This window comes from Candidatus Pseudothioglobus sp. uisw_142, from assembly GCF_059512465.1.
Genome location: NZ_CM183452.1, coordinates 1,253,892 through 1,272,846, shown reverse-complemented (window position 1 = coordinate 1,272,846; position 18,955 = coordinate 1,253,892). Strand labels below are relative to the sequence as shown.

The window sequence follows — 18,955 nt, the reverse complement described above, 5'->3', positions numbered from 1 at the left end:
TCATAAACTTATCGCCTTAAAAAGCTACATGTTGTCAAGGATAGCTTTTTTAACTTCATCTAATGTTGGATTGATATTAATCATTGCCCCAGTGTCACATTGAGAGATTGCTGTGTCTGGATCCTTCAGGCCATGTCCTGTCAGCGTACATACAACGCTTGAGTGATCAGGAATTTTTCCAGATTTAATATCTCTTAATGCTCCTGCCACTGAGATAGCTGAAGCAGGCTCACAAAAAATTCCTTCCTTTTCAGTTAACAATTTTTGAGTTGCTAGTATCTCTTTATCAGAAAATGAATCAAACCAACCGTTTGACTCTTCGCTTAGTTTGAGTGCTTGATCCCAACTTTGAGGGTTACCAATTCTAATTGCTGTCGCAATCGTTTCAGGTTTTTCGACCCTAGAACCCTTGATAAATGGTGCAGCACCTTCTGCTTGATAGCCAAGCATTGTAGGGGTTGAAGAGGCTTTTCCAGCTTCAAAATATTCTGTATAGCCCATCCAGTGTGCCGTTATGTTTCCTGCATTACCTACAGGTAGACAATGAAAATCTGGGGCATGACCGAGCTCTTCAATGATCTCAAATGCTGCTGTTTTTTGACCTTGAAGCCTGAAAGGATTGATTGAATTTACGATGGACACTGGTGCGAATTCAGCTACCTCTTTAACAAGCTGCATTCCGTCATCAAAGTTACCTTTAATCTGAATAATGGTTGAGCCATGGATCATAGCTTGCGCGAGCTTGCCTAAAGCAATTTTCCCCTCAGGAATAACAACAAAAGCTTTAATTCCGGCTCTTGCAGCATAAGCGGCTGCAGCGGCAGAGGTATTTCCGGTTGAGGCACAAATGATCGCCTTGGAGCCACTTTCGACGGCTTTAGTGACTGCCATAGTCATTCCTCGATCCTTGAAAGAGCCAGTAGGATTTAATCCTTCATACTTGATATAGAGTTCAACCTGAGTGCCCATTTCGCATGGAATGTTTTCCAGTTTTATTAGTGGCGTGTTACCCTCGCCTAGGCTTATCAGACGAGTCTTTTCACCAACAGGTAGTCTGTCTCTATATTTCTCAATTAATCCTGTGTATCTCATAATTATTAATAGTTTAGTCTAGTAGTTCAATATGAATGAGTTGGACTTCAGCTTGGTTGAAGTCACTTGCTTCAATTGCTTTCTTAATATTCATCACTGTCTTAGTGCTGACTCTGTCAGTTGTGATTGCAATATGCGCATTTTTATTCTCATCAACTTGTTTTTGAATTAAGGCTTCAATACTGACATTGTGATCGTTAAAAATTCCTGTTACTTTTGAAAGAACACCCTTAATATCAGACACTAGTAACCTTAAAAAGAATTCACTAACTATTGCGTCATTGTCAACTACATTGATCTTTTCTTGAGATTTCCATCCTAATATGTGGTTGCTAGTTTGATTATTAATAATGTCATTAAGGTCTGCAATGACAGCAGATGCAGTAGCTTCGTCACCAGCACCAGCGCCATAATATAGGCTCGTTCCGAGCGCATCACTCTTAACCATGACAGCGTTCATGACGCCATCCACCTGTGCAATTAATTGACTGTTAGAAACCAAGGTCGGATGAACACGAAGCTCTATACCATCTTCCACTCTTTTTGCAATTCCGAGATGTTTTATTGTGTAACCCAACTCTGTTGCATGGAGGATATCTTCCGTTGTAATTTTGCTAATACCTTGCGTATAGACTTTACTGAATTGAATTTCTGTTCCAAAAGCAATTGCCGCAAGGATTGAGAGTTTGTGAGCAGCGTCGATTCCTTCAATATCAAAGGTAGGGTCTTCTTCTGCATAACCAAGAGCCTGTGCTTCTTTTAATACATCATCAAAGTCTCTACCCTTTTCCTTCATGTCGGTTAGGATGAAGTTTCCAGTTCCATTAATAATACCTGCCACTGATTCAATGTTATTAGCACTTAAGCCTTGGCCTAAGGCCTTAATGATTGGAATTCCTCCAGCAACTGAGGCTTCAAATAAGAAGCGAACTTGTTTCTTATTTGCAAGCTTCATTAACTCGTTACCATGATTACCAATGAGTGCTTTATTAGCCGTAATAATATGCTTACCATTATTGATAGCCGCCTCAACCAATTCTTTGGCTAGACCAAAACCACCAATAAGCTCCAAAACAACATCAATGTCAGGATGATTGACAACCTCGAATGGATCTTCCGTTAATTTAATATTAGAGGTGTCACAAATTCGTTTTTTTGTTACATCTCGAACACCCGCTATGACGAGCTCTATTTGAACACCAGTGCGCCTTTCTATCGATGCACTATTTTTTTGTAACACATTGATAACGCCGCCACCAACTGTCCCGAGACCAAGAATTCCAACTTTCATTATTGTATTTTATAAATTCGAATGCGCCATTATACCAAGCAGCGAAATGACTCATCAGAAATCATGTTTAAAAATGTTGCTACAGTAATTGAACTCTGATAACCAACAATTTATATGAGTCAATTATTTAAGTCCACCCATACAGATGTACTTAAGTTCCATGAAGTCATCAATACCATAGTGAGAGCCCTCTCTTCCAAGGCCCGATTCTTTCACGCCACCAAATGGAGCTACTTCATTAGATATAACGCCTTCATTAATACCCACCATGCCATACTCTAAAGCTTCTGAGACCCGCCAAATGCGATTAATATCCGTTGTGTAGAAATAAGAAGCTAAGCCAAACTCAGTATCGTTTGCAAGTTGGATTGCCTCTTCCTCAGTTTTGAACTTAAAAACGGGTGCAAGAGGTCCAAAAGTCTCCTCTGAGGCCATTTTCATGGAGGCATCAACGTTTCCAATAACGGTTGGCTCAAACATAGTGCCACCATTCTTATGGGGCTTTCCGCCAGCAACAATGACAGCGCCACGATCTAAAGCATCAGCCAAGTGATCTTTAACTTTGTCAAGTGCTTTAAAGCTAATAAGTGGGCCCTGATTAACGCCTTCATCCATTCCATTGCCAACGTTAAGCGTTTTAACGGCTTCTCCTAGTTTTTCAACGAACTGATCATAAATGCCTTCTTGGACAATAAAGCGGTTTGTGCAAACACAGGTCTGTCCAGTGTTTCTAAATTTTGAGATGAGCGCGCCGGCCACCGCAGAATCTAAATCAGCATCATCAAAAACGATAAATGGGGCATTGCCTCCAAGCTCCATTGAAACCTTTTTCATAGTATCAGCACAGTTACGTGTTAAGATTTTTCCAACAGCTGTAGATCCGGTAAATGATAGTTTTCGAACAATCGGACTATCGGTTAAAGCCTTTCCAATTTCACTCGATTGAGTCCCAACCACGACATTTAAAATACCACTAGGGATTCCAGCTTGCTCAGCCAGTTCAGCAATTGCAAGAGCTGATAATGGGGTCTCTGCAGCTGGTTTAATGACCACTGGGCAACCTGCAGCTAAGGCAGGAGCACACTTTCTAGTGATCATTGCAATTGGAAAATTCCATGGCGTTATTGATGCAACAACACCAATAGGCTGCTTGATAACTAAAATCCTTCTGTCATTTGATGGAGTTGGGATAATGTCTCCATAGGTTCTTTTGCCTTCTTCTGCGAACCATTCAATGAATGATGCGCCATAACCCACTTCTCCTCTGGCTTCAGCAATTGGCTTACCTTGTTCAGCTGTCATTAATATAGCAAGGTCTTCTTGGTTTGCCATCATCAGATCAAACCACTTTTTGAGGATGATTGCTCTCTCTTTGGCGGTTTTACCTCTCCAATCTGGCCAGGCCTCGTTGGCAGCATTGATGGCTTCATTGGTCTCTTTCTTGCCCATATCAGGAAGAGTGCTTATGACTTCATTGGTGAAGGCATTTGTAACATCAAAGCGAGAATCTGCATCATCGCCAACCCATTTTCCATTGACATAACCGTGCTCTTTCAAAAGACTAGAGTTTGTTAACATAATTTATCCTAATTGCTGAATTATTTAAAGATGCTAATTATAAAGTCCTATTCACTAAATGTGTATAGCAAACTTATTAGACTTTTATGACGTTTTGCTTTTGCCTTCTGCTAATGATGGATGCACTAATAACACCAAGCGTAACGAGACCCACCAGAATAGTTGAAACTGCATTGATTTCAGGTGTAACCCCAAGTCTTACCATTGAGTAAATCTTCATAGGAAGTGTGGTTGATCCAGGGCCAGAGGTAAAACTTGCAATGACTAAATCATCAAGCGATAAGGTGAAAGATAAAAGCCATCCAGCAACAACTGCAGGAAGAATAATGGGAAGAGTGATCAAGATAAATGTTCGAAAAGGAGTACATCCTAAGTCAAGTGCAGCCTCTGTAATGCTGTCATCATAGCTAGACATTCTTGACTGAATGACAACAGCAACGTAACACATTGAAAAGGTTATGTGAGCAAGTGTAACTGTAAAAACTCCTCGATCAACTGCTAAAGCAACAAACATCAGTAAAGTTGAAAGTCCAATAATGACCTCTGGCATAACCATTGGAGCGTAGATCATCCCTGAAAAAAGTGTGCGACCCCTAAAATGGCCAAAACGCGTCATGACTAGGCCTGCAATAGTTCCAAGAATGGTTGCAATAGTTGATGAGACAAATGCGACCTTGATTGTTACCCAGGCTGCATCTTTTATACCTTGATTCTGCATCAGTTCGCCGTACCACTTTGTAGAAAATCCACCCCAGACAGTAACCAAGCGTGACTCATTAAAGCTAAATAAGATTAGCAGAATGATGGGTATGTATAAGAACGAAAACCCAATTACCAAAGCTAAAATGTTGAAGTTTCCAAACTTTTTCATGAGATAGCCTTTTCTTGAGATCTTTGATAGAGCATGATTGGAACCACAAGCAAAGCTAGTAATATGATAGCAACGGCTGATGCAACTGGCCAATCGCGATTATAAAAGAACTCAGTCCACAGCACTTTTCCAATCATAAGAGTCTCTGAGCCCCCTAGTAAATCTGGAATGACAAACTCACCCATGACAGGAATAAAGACTAAGAAGCAGCCTGCTAAAATGCCTGGAAGAGAGAGCGGAACAGTGACTGTCCAAAAAGTTTTAAAAGGCCTGCATCCGAGATCAGCTGCAGCCTCTAAAAGACTCATATCCATTTTTTCTAAATTAGCATAGAGCGGCAAAATCATAAATGGAAGATACGAGTAAACAATACCAATGTAAACGGCAAGGTCAGTGTTCATAATAATTAAAGGTTTTTCGATGAGCCCAATGGTCATCAAGGCCAAATTTAATAAACCCTCTGTTTTCAAAATACCAATCCAAGCGTAGACCCTGATGAGGAATGAGGTCCAGAATGGAAGAATGACAAGCATTAACAGTATCCCCCTCCAGCGCGTTGGCGCTCTTGCCACACTGTATGCTATTGAATATCCAATGATGAGGGTCAGGATTGTTGAAATGATGGCAATTTTTAGGCTTGATAGGTATGCCTTAATATAAAGAGAGTCACTGAAAAGAAATAAATAACTCTCAAGACTTGCTTGGACTGATGGAAACCAAGAATCTCCCCAATCAAGAAGAGAAGTATAGGGCGGTATCGCCATAATCGGTTCAGCAAGGCTGATCTTAAGAACAAAGATAAAGGGGAGAAGGAAAAACAATAAAAGCCATACATAGGGAATTGCTATGACTGCAAGTCTGCCAATCAGTAAAGATTTGAAGGTGCTTGACATTTTTTGCTGGTTGTTCATGATGGTTATGACAGAAGCACGACCGCTGAGTGAGGTGCCCATTGTAAATAAACCTCATCTTCCCAGGTTAGATGGTGTTCTTCAGTTCTTTCACGATTTGCCCGAATTGCTTTAAGAATTCTTCCATTATCAAGCCTGACATGATAAGTTGAAAAGCTACCACCATAGGCTATATCCTCAATTTTTCCTTTTAATATATTGTGATTATCGGACGGCTTCTTTTTAGAGATTTCAAGCTTTTCAGGCCTAATTGCAAACCACATCATATCTCCAGGAGATGCATCAACTTCCTGCGTTGCAAAAACAATGGATTTAGAGTCATCAGATTCTAGTTGAGTACCAGTTTCATTTTGGCCTTTATAGACACCTTGTAATATATTGACATCCCCGATAAAGTCTGCAACATCCTTGTTGATTGGCGCCTCATAAATTTCAGTAGGTGTTGCCACCTGAACTAGGTTTCCTGAGTCCATCACCCCAATCCGACTGGAAACTGTCATCGCTTCCTCTTGGTCGTGAGTCACAATAACAAAAGTGACCTCAAGTTTTTCTTGAATGTCCATGAGTTCGAATTGTGTTTGCTCTCTGAGCCTTTTATCAAGCGCTCCAAGAGGCTCATCAAGAAGTAATAATTTTGGTCGTTTAGCAAGGCTTCTAGCTAAAGCAACGCGCTGACTTTGACCGCCAGAAAGTTGATTGGGTTTGCGTTTAGCAAAATCTGTCAGCTCGACCAGCTCAAGCATTTCTTCAACCCTTTTCCTGATTTCATTTTCCGGAAGGTTGTCTTGTTTCAAGCCAAAGGCAATATTTTTTTCGACTGTCATATGCGGAAAAAGGGCATAGGACTGAAACATCATATTAATCGGTCTGAGGTGAGGCGGTATTTCTGAGATATCCTCACCATCCAGAAGAATTCTTCCATCAGTTATTTTCTCAAACCCTGCTAGCATTCTAAGAAGAGTTGTTTTGCCGCAGCCAGAGGGCCCTAATAAAGAGAAAAACTCATTCTTGTATATATCAAGGTTAAGGTTATCAATAGCGGTAAAGTCGCCGAATTTTTTAGTGACATTTTCTATTTGAATGTAAGGCTTTTCAGACGAATTGAGCCACGGGGCAGCTGATAGTGTTTCAGACATAATTTAAATATAAAAAGAAATAACCTTCATGATGCAGTGCATCATGAAGGTAGTATGGAACTATTACTATTGGCCAGTAGTGACCTTAGTCCAAGTTCTAGTAATCACTCTTTGTGATTTTGCATCATAGGTCGGGCTAATGTATAGGCCTGCCATGACTTCAGGTGTTGGATAGACAGCAGGATCATTCAACAGATCTTCTTCTAGTAACGGCTGCGATGCTAAGTTACCATTTGCATACCAAACATAGTTTGTTGCAGTAGCAATCTGCTCAGGGTCCATTATCCAGTTGATGTACTTATGAGCATTAGCAGTATTTGGAGCATCCTTAGGAACAGCTAATTGGTCAAACCACATAAGAGCTCCTTCTTCAGGGATTGCATAGACAATCTCGACACCATTTTCTGCATCCCACGCCGCATATTGAGCCATAAATATATCACCTGACCAGCCAACTACAAGACAGATATCTCCATTTGCTAGAGCATCAATGTATTGAGATGAATGGAATTTCTGGATGTGCGGTCGAACTGCAGTCAATACAGCCTCTGCTTTTGCTATGACATCCTTATCAGTACTTCTTGGATCTTCACCGAGATAGGCAAGGGCTGCAGGAATGATTTCAGTCGGCGCATTCAGTAAGTGAACTCCACAGTCTGCAAATTTAGATACAACATCTGGATCAAAAACCATCGCTAAAGATGATGTAGGAGCATCCTCCATTCTCTCACTGATCATTCCTTCGTTGTAACCAATTCCTGTTGTTCCCCACATGTAGTTAACTGAGTAGTCATTCAGAGGACCAAATTGTGCCACTTGCTCTTCAATGTCACTCCACATATTACCAATATTTGATAATTTTGACTTATCAAGTTTTTGAAAAACACCAGCTTGAATTTGTCGTGCTAAGAAACTGCTTGATGGCACTACTACATCGTATCCTGAGCCACCAGCAAGCAGCTTAGCTTCAAGAACTTCGTTAGAATCGAATACGTCATAGACAACTTTAATACCTGTTGCTGCAGTAAAGTCCTCGTTAACTTGCTCATCAATATAATCTGACCAGTTTAAAACGTTAACCACTTCTTCTGCAATAACTGCTTGAGCTGAAAACGTGAGTGCTCCAGCTATGAGCAGCTTGTTTATCTTATTTTTCATTGTTACTCTCCTTTTATTTTTTACTTTTAAGTTATTGGATTATATTAAATTTTTATATTTAATAATCACCTTTTTTTAAAATACAGTCCATTTGTCAAAGATGACGCAAATATGAATTGTATTCAAAATCTGTAATTGTGCTATCAAACCTATTGATTTCGGATTCTTTAACAACTTGATAAGATTTTTGAAATTGCTCACCAAAAAACTCCTTCACAACTGAAGATTGACTTGTTTTTTTAACGGCTTCCCTCCATGTGATTCCTAATTCAGGCTCATGCTGAGCGTGAGCATTGCCAATTGTTTCTTTATCGAGCGCATTTTTATTTTGAATTCCTGAAAGAACGCTTGAGAGAATAGAGGCAAAGACAAGATAAGGGTTTGCATCAGCACTCGGTAATCTGAATTCTAATCTGGTTGCGCTTGAAGATGCTTCTGGAAGTCTAATGAGTGAGGTCCTATTTTCATTTCCCCAGCTCAGAGTCGTTGGCGCATGATCAGCATTGTGAACAAGTCTTCGATATGAATTCGCACTGGGCGCATAAAACGATAGAAAGTCTGGCGTTGTTTTTAATAGACCAGCTATTGAGTTTGCAAAGATACCTTTGGGTTGCTTGTCCTTATCAACTTCAAAGACATTATTGCCATCTTTATCAACAAGGCTTAGATGAGCATGCATCCCATTGCCTGCATGTTCTGAAAATGGTTTTGCCATAAATGTAGCGTTAAGATTAAATTTTTTCGCGCTGTTTTTGATAGAGCGCTTCATTAAGAAGGCTTGGTCTGCCATTAATAAAGCGTCATCATGATGCAGTAGGTTAATTTCAAACTGTCCAGGAGCGCACTCTTTTATCGCAGTTTCAGCAGGTATCCCTAATAAGCGTGCACTTTTTTCTACCAGGTCAAAAAACCCTTCAAAGTCATCCATTTCATTTAAATTTAGAAGTTGAACCTCTTCATATCTTCTATTGGTGCCAGGAATGAGTGGCATTTGGGGATGACCGTTTTTTTGAAGTTTTTGATCAATTAAATAAAACTCCATTTCAGGCGCAATAACTGGCTTAAGTTCTAGCTCTTCGAAGCGTTTCAAAACTGTGCTGAGGATATGCCTTGGGTCAGCGTAAATAGGATTCCCATCGCCATCTTCCATGCTGACAAGGCACTGCGCATTTTTACGAGAACTCCAAGGGGTAATGGCAAGGGAATTCTCAACGACTCTGCATATGGCGTCGCCATCGCCGGACATAACCAGTCCTGTCCCTTTTGGATTGTCTCCCCAAACATCGAGAACATAGCTTGAGATAGGCATTTTTAATCCACCTTTGGAGGCTTTAATCAAAGTTTTAGGAGAGGCATTTTTACCTCTAGGAATCCCATTAAAGTCAACATAGATAAACTCAACTTTCTCAAGATCAGGATTTTCATCAAGAAATTTTTCTGCAAAATTCTTCATAGATTGTTTTTGAAAATATTATTTGCCCACATTAAATGTGAGATAATTCTATCATATTTGTGATCACAAATTAATAATATAAAAAAAATATTAGAAAAGATTAGTATGGATATTTTATCAAAAGTTGAGCCAAGGGATTTAAAGCTAAATGCAAATGAATGGGTATACAACTCTTTATGCCAGTTAATTCTTTCTGGAGAATTTGTTCCTGGTATTTCTTTTACTTTTAGAGGGATTGCTAATTCATTTGGAGTTAGTACTATGCCTGTGCGTGAGGCTGCAAATAGACTTATTTCAGAGGGTGCTCTTGATATGTCTGAAAAACGAAGAATTACTGTATCGCAAATGACTCAATCTAAGTTTGATGAGTTGAAAGTTGCTAGATTAAATTTAGAGCCACATTTAGCAGGTCTTGCTTTAAATCATATAAATTCTAAAAGACTTAACCTACTTATAAATATAGATAAAAATCTTGATTATGCTATCTCAACTGGAAATGTTGTAGACTACATTAAATACAATTACCAGTTTCATTTTGGTATTTATGAGGCTGGATCATCACCAGTATTGCTTCCTCTTGTAAGGACTTTATGGCTTCGTTTTTCACCTTTTTATAGAATTGTTGCAGGAAGAGTAGGGACTCAAACTATGAAAGATTTTCATAAATCAGCTATAAATGCTATTAAAGATAAAGATTCTGTTGCATTGATCAATGCTATGCATAGCGACATATTAGAAGGAATGGAAATGCTAAATGAATCACTAAATGAGTAAAAATGATTTAACTTAATTCTATTTGCACATAAGCGTGAAAATTTCTTGCGTTTTTTCTCTTTTCTCTATATTATTATCTGTGATCACAAATTTTATTAAACCAATTATTTACATTTAAATGAGGAATACAATGAATATCAGTACTTCTGCTCTCCAAGAAAAAAATGCAAAGCATTTAATTCAGTCTTTCAGTGACTTAAGTTACATCAAAAATCCCGAGTCGACGCACATCATCAGTCGCGCAGATGGCATATATATTTATGACAATGATGGTAAGAAAATTTTAGATAGCATGTCTGGATTATGGTGTGTCAATATGGGCTATGGCCAACAATCTATTATTGAAGCAGTGAATGAGCAAATGAAAGAGTTGGTTTATTATAATAATTTCTTTGGATCGAGCCACCCATCTGCTATCAAATTATCTGAAATGATTGCAAATAAAACCCCAGAAGGCATGAACAAGGTTTATTTTTGTGGTTCTGGATCTGAGGCGAATGATACTGTTGTCAGGTTGGCAAGGCACTACTGGGCTGCCAAAGGAAAACCTTCTAAATCAGTCATTATTAGCCGCACAAATGCTTATCACGGATCAACCATGGCTGGAGCTAGTTTAGGCGGAATGAGTGCTATGCATGCTCAAGGTGGTTTGCCAATAGCTGATATTGAACATGTGGATCAGCCCTATTATTATGATGCTTGCGTCGAGGCAGGCGGTAAGATTGATGCCGATGAATTTGGAATTAAAGTTGCTCAAAGCCTGGCAAAAAAAATTGATGAGCTTGGTGAAGACCGAGTTGCTGCATTTATTGCAGAGCCAATTCAGGGGGCAGGTGGAGTTATTATTCCTCCAAAAACTTATTGGCCTGAGATTAGTAAAATTTGTAAGGAGAGAAATATTCTTTTGGTGGCGGATGAGGTGATCTGCGGCTTTGGAAGAACGGGTGAATGGTTTGGATCAGGCCACTTTAACTTTAAGCCAGATTTAATGCCTTTTGCAAAGGGAGTCACTTCAGGATATCTTCCAGTTGGAGGCGTTATTGTTAGAGATGATATTGTTGAGGTGTTGGCTGATGCAAAACAAGAGTTTGCTCACGGTTATACCTATTCAGGACATCCAGCCTGTATGGCTGCTGCTGTTGCAAATCTCGAGCTCATGGAGAGCACAAATATCTTACATCAAGTCAAAAATAATACTGCGCCATACCTTGGCGACAAGTGGAAGGATCTTGAGAGTCATTCTTTGGTTGGAGAGGCGAGAAATCTTGGGATGCTTGCGGCTATTGAAATTGTTGAAGATAAAGAGAACTGTAAGAGATTTGATAATAGCGCAGAGATTGTTGGAAGATGCAAAAATTTTTGTTATGAAAATGGCATCGTAATGAGAGCTATTAAAAACAAGATGGTTATTGCGCCACCATTAATATGCAATAACGAACATATTGATGAAATTATTGCAAAGGTTTGGAAGTGTCTTGATTTAACAGCTCAGTCAATAAAGTAATTTAAATTTTCGCGTGCAATCATATTATCAGGCTAGTAGAAATACTCAGATAGATCAGCCAGAACTCATTGGGGACCATGTTGCGGATGTTTGCGTTATTGGCGGGGGCTATACTGGCCTATCAACCGCTCTTTATTTAGCAAACGAAGGCGTCAATGTCCTTCTTATTGAGTCAAATCAAATTGCATCAGGCGCCTCTGGGGCAAATGGAGGACAGGTTTCCGGCGGAATGCGAAGAGATCAATTTTATTTGGAAAAAGCTTTAGGCGTGGATTACGCCAAAGCTTTATGGGGAATTGGAGAAAAGTCCAAATACCATGCCAAAGAGCTGATTGATAAATACCAAATCCAGTGTGACTATAAAAAGGGGATTGCCCACCCAAACCACAAGCAGAAATATTGTGAAGAATCAAAGCAATATGTTGAACATATGATTAAGAACTATGACTATAAGGATATGGTCTATCTTAGTGATGATGAAATGAGGGAGGTTACAGGTTCGGATACCTATTATGGCGGAAGTTACGATGAAGCTGAGGCCCATTGCCACCCTTTAAACTATGCTCTAGGCATTGCAAAGGCAGCGCTATCTGCAGGTGCAAAAATCTATGAAAATAGTCCTGCGACTAGTTATAAGGTTTTAGATGATCATGTCAGGGTAAACACTAAGAATGGCTCAATTAAAGCTGACCGAATTGTCCTTGCTTGTAATGGATATCTTGAGAATTTAGAGAAGAGCTTAACATCTAAAATTTTACCAATGAACAACTATATTGTTGCAACTAAGCCACTTGATGATGAAACGGTTCAAAAGATTAACCCTAAAGATATTGCCTTTGCTGACTCAAGATTCGTAATCAATTATTTTAGAATGAGTGCAGATAAGCGCTTACTATTCGGTGGTGGAGAGAATTATTCGCAAGAACTATCTAAGAATATAGTTCCCATTGTTACTAGACCTCTAGAAAAAATTTATCCATTTCTTAAGGGTATTAAAATCGATTACGCTTGGGGCGGCAAACTTGCAATTACAATGAATCGCCTTCCATTCTTTGCATCTCTTCAAAATGAAAAGGTTATTTCTGCTCAAGGTTACTCTGGGCAAGGCGTTGCTTTAGCAAGCTATTCTGGCAAAATAGTATCTGAGAAAATAACAGGCACTGGAGAAGTATTTGATATTATGTCTAAAATTCCAAGGCCAAGCTTTCCAGGAGGTCGATTTTTACGAAATCCTAGCATGAAAATTGGTATGCTTTATTATTCACTGTTGGACAGAATATAATAACCTTGTTTATTTAAAAAGAGAATTGCATGAGCATTGATGATTTTGAAGATATGAAGACTGACCAAGCCTTCACTAGAAAAAGTCTTTATAGCAGGGCTAATGAAATGACCTATGGCGGCGCTCTAAGCTTTCTTAGACGAAAATATACAAAAAATCTAGAGGGTGTCGATATAGCAGTCAGTGGCATCCCATATGACGCTGCAACTAGTTTCAGACCAGGGGCTAGATTTGGTCCAAAGGCCATCAGGGAGGCATCAGTTCAGCTTGCAGAATTGTTGGCTTTTCCAGATGGGATTGATCCATTTAAAACCCTAGCTGTTACAGACTATGGAGACTGTGAGTTGGATTATGGTTTTCATGGAAACATTGTTTCTGAAATTGAAAATCACGCTGATACTATATTAGATTCTGGAGCCGAAATGCTGACTTTTGGCGGAGATCATTTTGTAACTTATCCTCTTTTAAGGGCTCACGCAAAAAAACATGGCCCTATCGCACTTGTTCATTTTGATGCGCATACAGATACATGGCCTGATGAAGATGGAAGACTTGACCATGGAACTATGTTTTCGAGAGCCATCAAAGAGAACTTAATTGATACGGAGCATTCAATACAGATTGGAATTAGGACTCATAACAGCAATACCAAAGGCGTTAAAATTCTAGATGCACCATGGGTCCATGAAAATGGAATTAATCAAGTCATCAAAAAAATTATTGAGACTGTCAAGGATCGTCCTGCTTACCTTACATTTGATATAGATGGCCTTGATCCAGCCTATGCCCCTGGAACTGGAACACCAGTTGCTGGTGGACTAACCTCTGCGCAAGCCTTGGGAATTGTTAGAGGCTTGGGAGATTTGAAATTTATAGGTGCTGATGTTGTAGAAGTGGCACCTGCCTATGATCATGCCGATATAACTGCTATTATAGCCGCCACGATTGCTCATGACTATTTGGTACTAAGGGCAAAACAAAAAAGAAGCCAAGACAAATAAACCAAATCAAAAAAAAATAATGAAAATAGGAATACTGTTAGTAGGAAGAGCGACTGATGATTTAGTTGAAAAGTATGGAACATATGCTGAAATGCTTATTTCACTTATCAACTCGGAAGAGGAAGTATTTGAGTTTAAGACATTTAATATTCTAGATTCTGTGTTTCCTAAAAACCATTTAGAATGCGACGGCTGGATTGTTACTGGCTCTCCACATGGTGTCTACGAGGAGCACTCATGGATACCAACTGTGAGTGAGTTAATTAATGATATCTATCATGCAAGCTTACCCATTTTTGGAGTCTGTTTTGGACATCAACTGATCGCCCAAGCGCTTGGCGGCCATGTTGAGAAATCGATTAAGGGCTGGGGTTTGGGTCTGCATACCTATGAAATTAATAATAAGACAGACTATATGGGTAATTTGCCAAAAGAGTTGACTCTGAACATCTGCCATCAAGATCAGGTTCTTGAGGTTCCTGAGGGTGCTAAGGTATATGCTAAATCTGAATTTTGTGAAAATGCTGGCTTTTATATTAAAGACAAAGTCTTAACAATGCAGGCTCACCCAGAGTTTTTAGTCGATTTTATTGAAGCACTCCTGACAGCACGAAGAGGCTTAACGATACCCAAAGAATTTGTTGACCCTGCGCTTTTGAGGCTCGAAGCAGAGCCAGATAGTGTCCAGTCAAGCCAGTTTGCTGAAACAATAAGGCAGTTTTTTCTTAGGATAGTTTCTTAAAAGCTTCTGTCGCTTTTTGGGTGATGTATTTTCCAATAGGGATTGCAGAGGTTGCAGCTGGCGAAGGTGCATTGCAAACATGAATAGAACGCCTACTTTCTGCAAATAAAAAGTCGTGTACCAGTGACCCATCTTCCAGAACGGCTTGCGCTCTAATGCCTGCCGGGTAGTGTTCTAGATCACTTAGCTTAATTTTTGGGCTGTATTTTTGCACCTCTTTCAAGTAACCACGCTTAAAAATGGAATTTTTCATTTCATATAGTCCAGATTTAAGATTCTTTTTGATAACATTATGAAACCCCTTAAAAGATAAGAACTGAAGGGTATCTTTTATACTGAAATTAAATCTACTATAACCCTCGCGTTTGAATCCAAGAACTGCGTTTGGACCAACAGTAATACTTCCATCTATCATCTTTGTTAAATGAACCCCTAGGAATGGTAGGTCTGGGTCAGGTATAGGGTAAATCAAGTGTTTAACAAGGTTATTGTGCTTATTTGGAAGTCTGAAGTACTCCCCTCGAAATGGAACGATTTGGAAATTAATTTTTATATTAAGTAGTTTTGCTATTCGATCAGCCATTAGTCCAGCACAGCAGATTAGATATTTAGAATTTAAGGATTCTCTTGAAGTAATGATTTTAATTTTTTCGTCATCTTCCTCTAAATTAACTACTTCAGAATTAAGAAGAAACTCGCCACCCTTTGATTCAAATTCCTCAGACATTTTTTTTGTAATTAATTTGTAGTCAACAATCCCTGTGGACTTTACTAGAAGAGCACCAATGCCAATAATATTAGGCTCAACCTCATTGAGCTGCTTTTGGTCTAATACTTCAACGCCTATTTCGTTAGCTTTGCATCTCTCATGCAGTTCATGCATGCGTTGAAGCTCGATTTGATTTGTGGCAACTAGTAATTTACCGCACTGCTCATAGGGGATATTATTCTCAGAACAAAAGCTAATTGTCTCTTTGAGGCCTTCGCGGCAAAATTCAGCCTTTAGGCTTCCAGGTTGATAGTAAACACCGGCATGAATAACGCCGCTATTGTGACCAGTTTGGTGTTTTGCAAAAGAGTTTTCTTTTTCAATTAATAGAATTTTATTGTCCGGGTGTTTATTAATAAGAGATAGTGCGGTAGATACGCCTACTATTCCTCCACCCAAAACTACATAGTCATACATTGGCTTCATTAATTATTTAAAGTGAGCTATCATTTCCATTTTATTGAATAAATACGCCTCTTTGCCGAAGAAGCTCTCTATGAAGGTCTTTATTTGCAAAAAACATATCTCTACCGTGCAGCCAAAAATAGTTATTAATGATCAACATACTTCCTTCACTAAGCTTGATGTTGTATGTGTTAGATTCTTTTTCTAGGGATTCACCTAGTTCATAGAGATAGAGTCCTTGATTCATATTAGCTGGTTCTGCAAATTGATCAATGAATGACATTATGGGCTCCTCACCCTCTTCTTCAATAAAGATTGGATGCGTTGTTTTATAGCTAATATTCTTGCTAGAAGGGGAGCCCCATTGAATATCTTCTTTGGCAACTGGATGACTATGAAATTTTTCTAACTCGCTCCAGTCATCTAAATGCAAAAGGAGTGAGCCGCCTCCTTCAACATTTAATTCTAGAATTTTTTGCATAATAACCCAGTCAGTTTTCTCTTTAACGTAAGTACCATCATTATGAAGCTCCATTCTTCTGTGAGCTTGACGAAGGTAGCTGTCACTGTTGTCTTCATTTTTGACAGAAAACCTCGCATAAAATTTTCCAGACATTGAATCAAGATTTGGAAGACCTATAAGATGGGATATAGCTGTAGAAAGAAGAATATTAAAATCAATAAACTGTTCACCTACTAAATTTTTATCATTTTCATATTGAAGCAATACTGCACCAGTTTGTCGATTTTTTAAAATATCGAGTAAGCAAAGACCAAGGGTATTTTTTGTAAGTTCATTAAGGCAGTTAGCAATATAAAAACGAAGAAATGGCTTGTATTCAATTGACTGAACATCGAGATGATCAATACATTTAATAAATTTATCAATTACTTCATTATCTATTGTAAGTAACTGAAGACGGGGGCTGCCCTTATGACTTAAAAAACTAAATCCGATATTATTTGAGTGTGAAATCATTGTAAATTATAAAATGTCGACATTTAGTAATTATAACTACATTTGTGATAAAATTCAAACTGAAATATCTATTTCTTAATGATTTAATTTGGTTTATAAATGACTGATTCTAGAGATAACACTGCTTCGAAAATACTGGACTCATTGAAAAATGACATTATTTCGGGTGAGTATCTTCCCAAGCAAAAGCTTCACATTAAAACATTAAAAGAAAAATATAATGTTGGTACGAGTCCGCTCAGGGAAGCTCTATCTCAACTAATGGCGAACGATTTAGTTGTCTCAAAAAATCAGCGAGGTTTTTATGTCAGTGATATCTCACTTGAAGACCTGACAGATATTTACCAGACACGAGCAAAGATAGAGTCGTTATGCATTGAAATGTCTATTGATAAAGGTGATGACTATTGGGAGGCAAATTTAATAGCAGCTTCCCACAGATTAAATAAATATAGCAAAAAAGATAAACCGGATACCAATGAGTGGCAAAGTAGGCATGGTGACTTCCATGAGGCCTTGGTGTCTGGGTGTAAGTCACCTAGGCTATTTCAAATTAGAAGTTCCCTTATTGAAAAATCAAAGAGATATCGTAGTTTATGGTTAAAAGAAAATGTATCTAATGCTACAACATTGAAAATCAATCAAAATGAGCATGCAGCTCTGATGATCTTAGCCCTTGAGAGAGATAAGAAAGCTATTTCTAAGCTTATTGAAGAGCACATTATGACCCCAGTCGGAATTATCAAAAAAAGTCTATCTCAACTATAATTTAATAGCACTGAATTGTAATGGTCTAGATAGTTCATTAGGGATACTATGTTCATTGTCAAAAAGTATTGGAGCTAGTGCTTTCAGCATATCCTCGTATACATCTCTTTTAAAATTTATGACTTCATCTACTGGACTCCAGTAGTCAACCCATTTCCAGTCATCAAATTCAACATCATGGTGCAGGTTAAGAGAGATATTGTCATCACTTGATTTTAGTTTTAATAAAAACCAGACTTGTTTTTGGCCGATGCAGGTGGGTTTTTGACTTCTTCTGATATGTTCTAATGGTAAATCATAGCGAAGCCATTTGGGTGTTTTTGCAATTAATTTGACGTGCGCAGGATAGAGACCAACCTCCTCCTCAAGCTCCCTGTAGAGAGCATCTATTTCGGTTTCATCTTTATCGATTCCACCCTGAGGAAGTTGCCACGCGTCTTGTTTAAACCGCTTTGCTAAAAGTATCTGCTTTTTGTCATTAGTAATTACAATACCTACGTTAGCGCGATATCCATCGCTATCTATCACTAGTCATCGCCAGAGAAAACACCTAAGAGGTGAAGCAGGCTTAAGAATAAGTTATAAATAGAAATATATAGCGTAACTGTAGCCATGATGTAGTTTGTCTCGCCACCATGAATGATATTACTGGTCTCAAACAATATCAGCCCACTCATTAAAAGAATGAATGCAGCTGAAACAGTTAAAGATAAAGCAGGAATCTGAAAAAAGTACGCAGCGATACCTGCTAAAAATGCAACCACAATGCCAGCCGTTAAAAAGCCAGATAAAAAGCTAAAGTCTTTTTGAGATACAAGTGCATAAAAGGAAAGCGATAGAAAAATAGCTGCAGTTCCAGTCATAGCCATAGCAACAAGCTCTGCTCCGTTTGAGAAAGCAGTTGTATAGGCGCCTACTATAGGGCCCAGAGTCAGACCCATAAAGCCTGTAAGAGCAAAGACAGCAATAATTCCTGAGGCTGAGTTTCTAAGCTTTGTGACTAAAAACAAAAGCCCAAAATATCCACCAAGCGTTATCAAAAGACCAAAATATGGTAGATTGAGTGACATCGATAGATAAGCCATGAGTCCACTAAATAAGAGCGTTGCAGAAAGGAGCTGGTAAGTGTTTCTTAGTGTGCGATTAATAACAATCGAACTAGAAGTTGTTTGAACATTTGTTGGCATAATAAAATAGTAAAGTAAAAGTGTAAAATATAGTCAATTTTGGTCGAAAACACA

The 18,955-nt window shown here is 38.7% G+C and carries 18 protein-coding genes; 6 read left to right on the top strand and 12 right to left on the bottom strand.

The annotated features are described in order from the left end of the window. Positions 1–24: 24 nt before the first annotated feature. The 8 genes from thrC to AC5YGB_RS06490 form a co-directional block, all read right to left on the bottom strand. Complete coding sequence (thrC, locus tag AC5YGB_RS06525) at positions 25–1,092, bottom strand: threonine synthase (RefSeq protein WP_496137035.1); 1,068 nt, start codon at positions 1,090–1,092, stop codon at positions 25–27. Positions 1,093–1,105: 13 nt separating this feature from the next. After that, positions 1,106–2,383 (bottom strand): homoserine dehydrogenase, encoded by a 1,278-nt coding sequence (locus tag AC5YGB_RS06520; RefSeq protein WP_020024588.1) that lies wholly within the window; start codon positions 2,381–2,383, stop codon positions 1,106–1,108. A gap of 123 nt (positions 2,384–2,506) precedes the next feature. Then, a complete protein-coding gene (locus tag AC5YGB_RS06515; protein WP_496137034.1) occupies positions 2,507–3,961 on the bottom strand; it encodes a succinate-semialdehyde dehydrogenase in 1,455 nt (484 codons plus the stop codon). Positions 3,962–4,037: 76 nt separating this feature from the next. After that, on the bottom strand, positions 4,038–4,832 hold the full coding sequence (locus AC5YGB_RS06510) for an ABC transporter permease subunit (RefSeq protein WP_496137033.1): 795 nt from the start codon (positions 4,830–4,832) through the stop codon (positions 4,038–4,040). Continuing rightward, the gene (locus AC5YGB_RS06505; protein WP_496138022.1) at positions 4,829–5,743 is read right to left on the bottom strand and encodes an ABC transporter permease subunit; all 915 of its coding nucleotides are present in this window, start codon (positions 5,741–5,743) and stop codon (positions 4,829–4,831) included. The genes AC5YGB_RS06510 and AC5YGB_RS06505 overlap by 4 nt, the downstream gene beginning before the upstream one ends. Before the next feature lie 5 nt (positions 5,744–5,748). Next, positions 5,749–6,879 (bottom strand): polyamine ABC transporter ATP-binding protein, encoded by a 1,131-nt coding sequence (locus AC5YGB_RS06500; RefSeq protein WP_496137032.1) that lies wholly within the window; start codon positions 6,877–6,879, stop codon positions 5,749–5,751. A gap of 66 nt (positions 6,880–6,945) precedes the next feature. Then, positions 6,946–8,037, bottom strand: coding sequence for an extracellular solute-binding protein (locus AC5YGB_RS06495; protein WP_496137031.1), 1,092 nt, complete (start codon positions 8,035–8,037; stop codon positions 6,946–6,948). Between the two features lie 94 nt (positions 8,038–8,131). Beyond that, positions 8,132–9,490 (bottom strand): glutamine synthetase family protein, encoded by a 1,359-nt coding sequence (locus tag AC5YGB_RS06490; protein WP_496137030.1) that lies wholly within the window; start codon positions 9,488–9,490, stop codon positions 8,132–8,134. 105 nt (positions 9,491–9,595) lie between these two features. Here AC5YGB_RS06490 and AC5YGB_RS06485 point away from each other — a divergent pair, with 105 nt between their 5' ends. The 5 genes from AC5YGB_RS06485 (at position 9,596) to AC5YGB_RS06465 (ending at position 14,793) form a co-directional block, all read left to right on the top strand. After that, positions 9,596–10,264, top strand: a complete 669-nt coding sequence (locus tag AC5YGB_RS06485; protein WP_496137029.1) for an FCD domain-containing protein — start codon at positions 9,596–9,598, stop codon at positions 10,262–10,264. A gap of 130 nt (positions 10,265–10,394) precedes the next feature. Continuing rightward, positions 10,395–11,768 carry an aminotransferase gene (locus AC5YGB_RS06480; protein ID WP_496137028.1) on the top strand — a complete coding sequence of 458 codons (1,374 nt, stop codon included), beginning with the start codon at positions 10,395–10,397 and terminating at the stop codon, positions 11,766–11,768. A 13-nt stretch (positions 11,769–11,781) separates the two neighbouring features. After that, positions 11,782–13,050 carry an FAD-dependent oxidoreductase gene (locus tag AC5YGB_RS06475; protein WP_496137027.1) on the top strand — a complete coding sequence of 423 codons (1,269 nt, stop codon included), beginning with the start codon at positions 11,782–11,784 and terminating at the stop codon, positions 13,048–13,050. Between the two features lie 29 nt (positions 13,051–13,079). After that, positions 13,080–14,051 carry an agmatinase gene (gene speB / locus AC5YGB_RS06470; protein ID WP_496137026.1) on the top strand — a complete coding sequence of 324 codons (972 nt, stop codon included), beginning with the start codon at positions 13,080–13,082 and terminating at the stop codon, positions 14,049–14,051. A gap of 19 nt (positions 14,052–14,070) precedes the next feature. Then, a complete protein-coding gene (locus AC5YGB_RS06465) occupies positions 14,071–14,793 on the top strand; it encodes a glutamine amidotransferase-related protein (RefSeq protein ID WP_496137025.1) in 723 nt (240 codons plus the stop codon). On the opposite strand, the gene lhgD is transcribed toward AC5YGB_RS06465, so the two are convergent. Together lhgD and glaH are read right to left on the bottom strand one after the other, a co-directional pair. Continuing rightward, positions 14,777–15,988 (bottom strand): L-2-hydroxyglutarate dehydrogenase, encoded by a 1,212-nt coding sequence (gene lhgD, locus AC5YGB_RS06460; RefSeq protein WP_496137024.1) that lies wholly within the window; start codon positions 15,986–15,988, stop codon positions 14,777–14,779. The two genes, AC5YGB_RS06465 and lhgD, sit on opposite strands and share 17 nt — an antisense overlap. 31 nt (positions 15,989–16,019) lie before the next feature. Beyond that, positions 16,020–16,946: a glutarate dioxygenase GlaH gene (gene glaH, locus AC5YGB_RS06455; RefSeq protein ID WP_496137023.1), complete on the bottom strand. Its 927-nt coding sequence runs from the start codon at positions 16,944–16,946 to the stop codon at positions 16,020–16,022. A 99-nt stretch (positions 16,947–17,045) separates the two neighbouring features. Here glaH and AC5YGB_RS06450 point away from each other — a divergent pair, with 99 nt between their 5' ends. Continuing rightward, entirely contained in the window at positions 17,046–17,714 is a 669-nt protein-coding gene (locus AC5YGB_RS06450; RefSeq protein WP_496137022.1) for a GntR family transcriptional regulator, read from the top strand. Here AC5YGB_RS06450 and AC5YGB_RS06445 read toward each other — a convergent pair. Further along, complete coding sequence (locus AC5YGB_RS06445; protein ID WP_496137021.1) at positions 17,709–18,242, bottom strand: RNA pyrophosphohydrolase; 534 nt, start codon at positions 18,240–18,242, stop codon at positions 17,709–17,711. The genes AC5YGB_RS06450 and AC5YGB_RS06445 overlap by 6 nt on opposite strands. Beyond that, the gene (locus AC5YGB_RS06440; RefSeq protein ID WP_496137020.1) at positions 18,242–18,901 is read right to left on the bottom strand and encodes a Bax inhibitor-1 family protein; all 660 of its coding nucleotides are present in this window, start codon (positions 18,899–18,901) and stop codon (positions 18,242–18,244) included. The genes AC5YGB_RS06445 and AC5YGB_RS06440 overlap by 1 nt, the downstream gene beginning before the upstream one ends. Positions 18,902–18,955: the final 54 nt, after the last annotated feature.

Excerpts from the sequence above, each read along its gene's own strand:
- AC5YGB_RS06515 (WP_496137034.1), bottom strand. The coding sequence starts at position 3,961 with ATGTTAACAAACTCTAGTCTTTTGAAAGAGCACGGTTATGTCAATGGA.
- speB (WP_496137026.1), top strand. The coding sequence starts at position 13,080 with ATGAGCATTGATGATTTTGAAGATATGAAGACTGACCAAGCCTTCACT.
- glaH (WP_496137023.1), bottom strand. The coding sequence starts at position 16,946 with ATGATTTCACACTCAAATAATATCGGATTTAGTTTTTTAAGTCATAAG.
- AC5YGB_RS06500 (WP_496137032.1), bottom strand. The coding sequence starts at position 6,879 with ATGTCTGAAACACTATCAGCTGCCCCGTGGCTCAATTCGTCTGAAAAG.
- AC5YGB_RS06450 (WP_496137022.1), top strand. The coding sequence starts at position 17,046 with ATGACTGATTCTAGAGATAACACTGCTTCGAAAATACTGGACTCATTG.
- AC5YGB_RS06495 (WP_496137031.1), bottom strand. The coding sequence starts at position 8,037 with ATGAAAAATAAGATAAACAAGCTGCTCATAGCTGGAGCACTCACGTTT.
- AC5YGB_RS06440 (WP_496137020.1), bottom strand. The coding sequence starts at position 18,901 with ATGCCAACAAATGTTCAAACAACTTCTAGTTCGATTGTTATTAATCGC.
- lhgD (WP_496137024.1), bottom strand. The coding sequence starts at position 15,988 with ATGAAGCCAATGTATGACTATGTAGTTTTGGGTGGAGGAATAGTAGGC.
- AC5YGB_RS06485 (WP_496137029.1), top strand. The coding sequence starts at position 9,596 with ATGGATATTTTATCAAAAGTTGAGCCAAGGGATTTAAAGCTAAATGCA.
- AC5YGB_RS06520 (WP_020024588.1), bottom strand. The coding sequence starts at position 2,383 with ATGAAAGTTGGAATTCTTGGTCTCGGGACAGTTGGTGGCGGCGTTATC.
- AC5YGB_RS06505 (WP_496138022.1), bottom strand. The coding sequence starts at position 5,743 with ATGAACAACCAGCAAAAAATGTCAAGCACCTTCAAATCTTTACTGATT.
- AC5YGB_RS06510 (WP_496137033.1), bottom strand. The coding sequence starts at position 4,832 with ATGAAAAAGTTTGGAAACTTCAACATTTTAGCTTTGGTAATTGGGTTT.
- AC5YGB_RS06465 (WP_496137025.1), top strand. The coding sequence starts at position 14,071 with ATGAAAATAGGAATACTGTTAGTAGGAAGAGCGACTGATGATTTAGTT.
- AC5YGB_RS06480 (WP_496137028.1), top strand. The coding sequence starts at position 10,395 with ATGAATATCAGTACTTCTGCTCTCCAAGAAAAAAATGCAAAGCATTTA.
- thrC (WP_496137035.1), bottom strand. The coding sequence starts at position 1,092 with ATGAGATACACAGGATTAATTGAGAAATATAGAGACAGACTACCTGTT.
- AC5YGB_RS06490 (WP_496137030.1), bottom strand. The coding sequence starts at position 9,490 with ATGAAGAATTTTGCAGAAAAATTTCTTGATGAAAATCCTGATCTTGAG.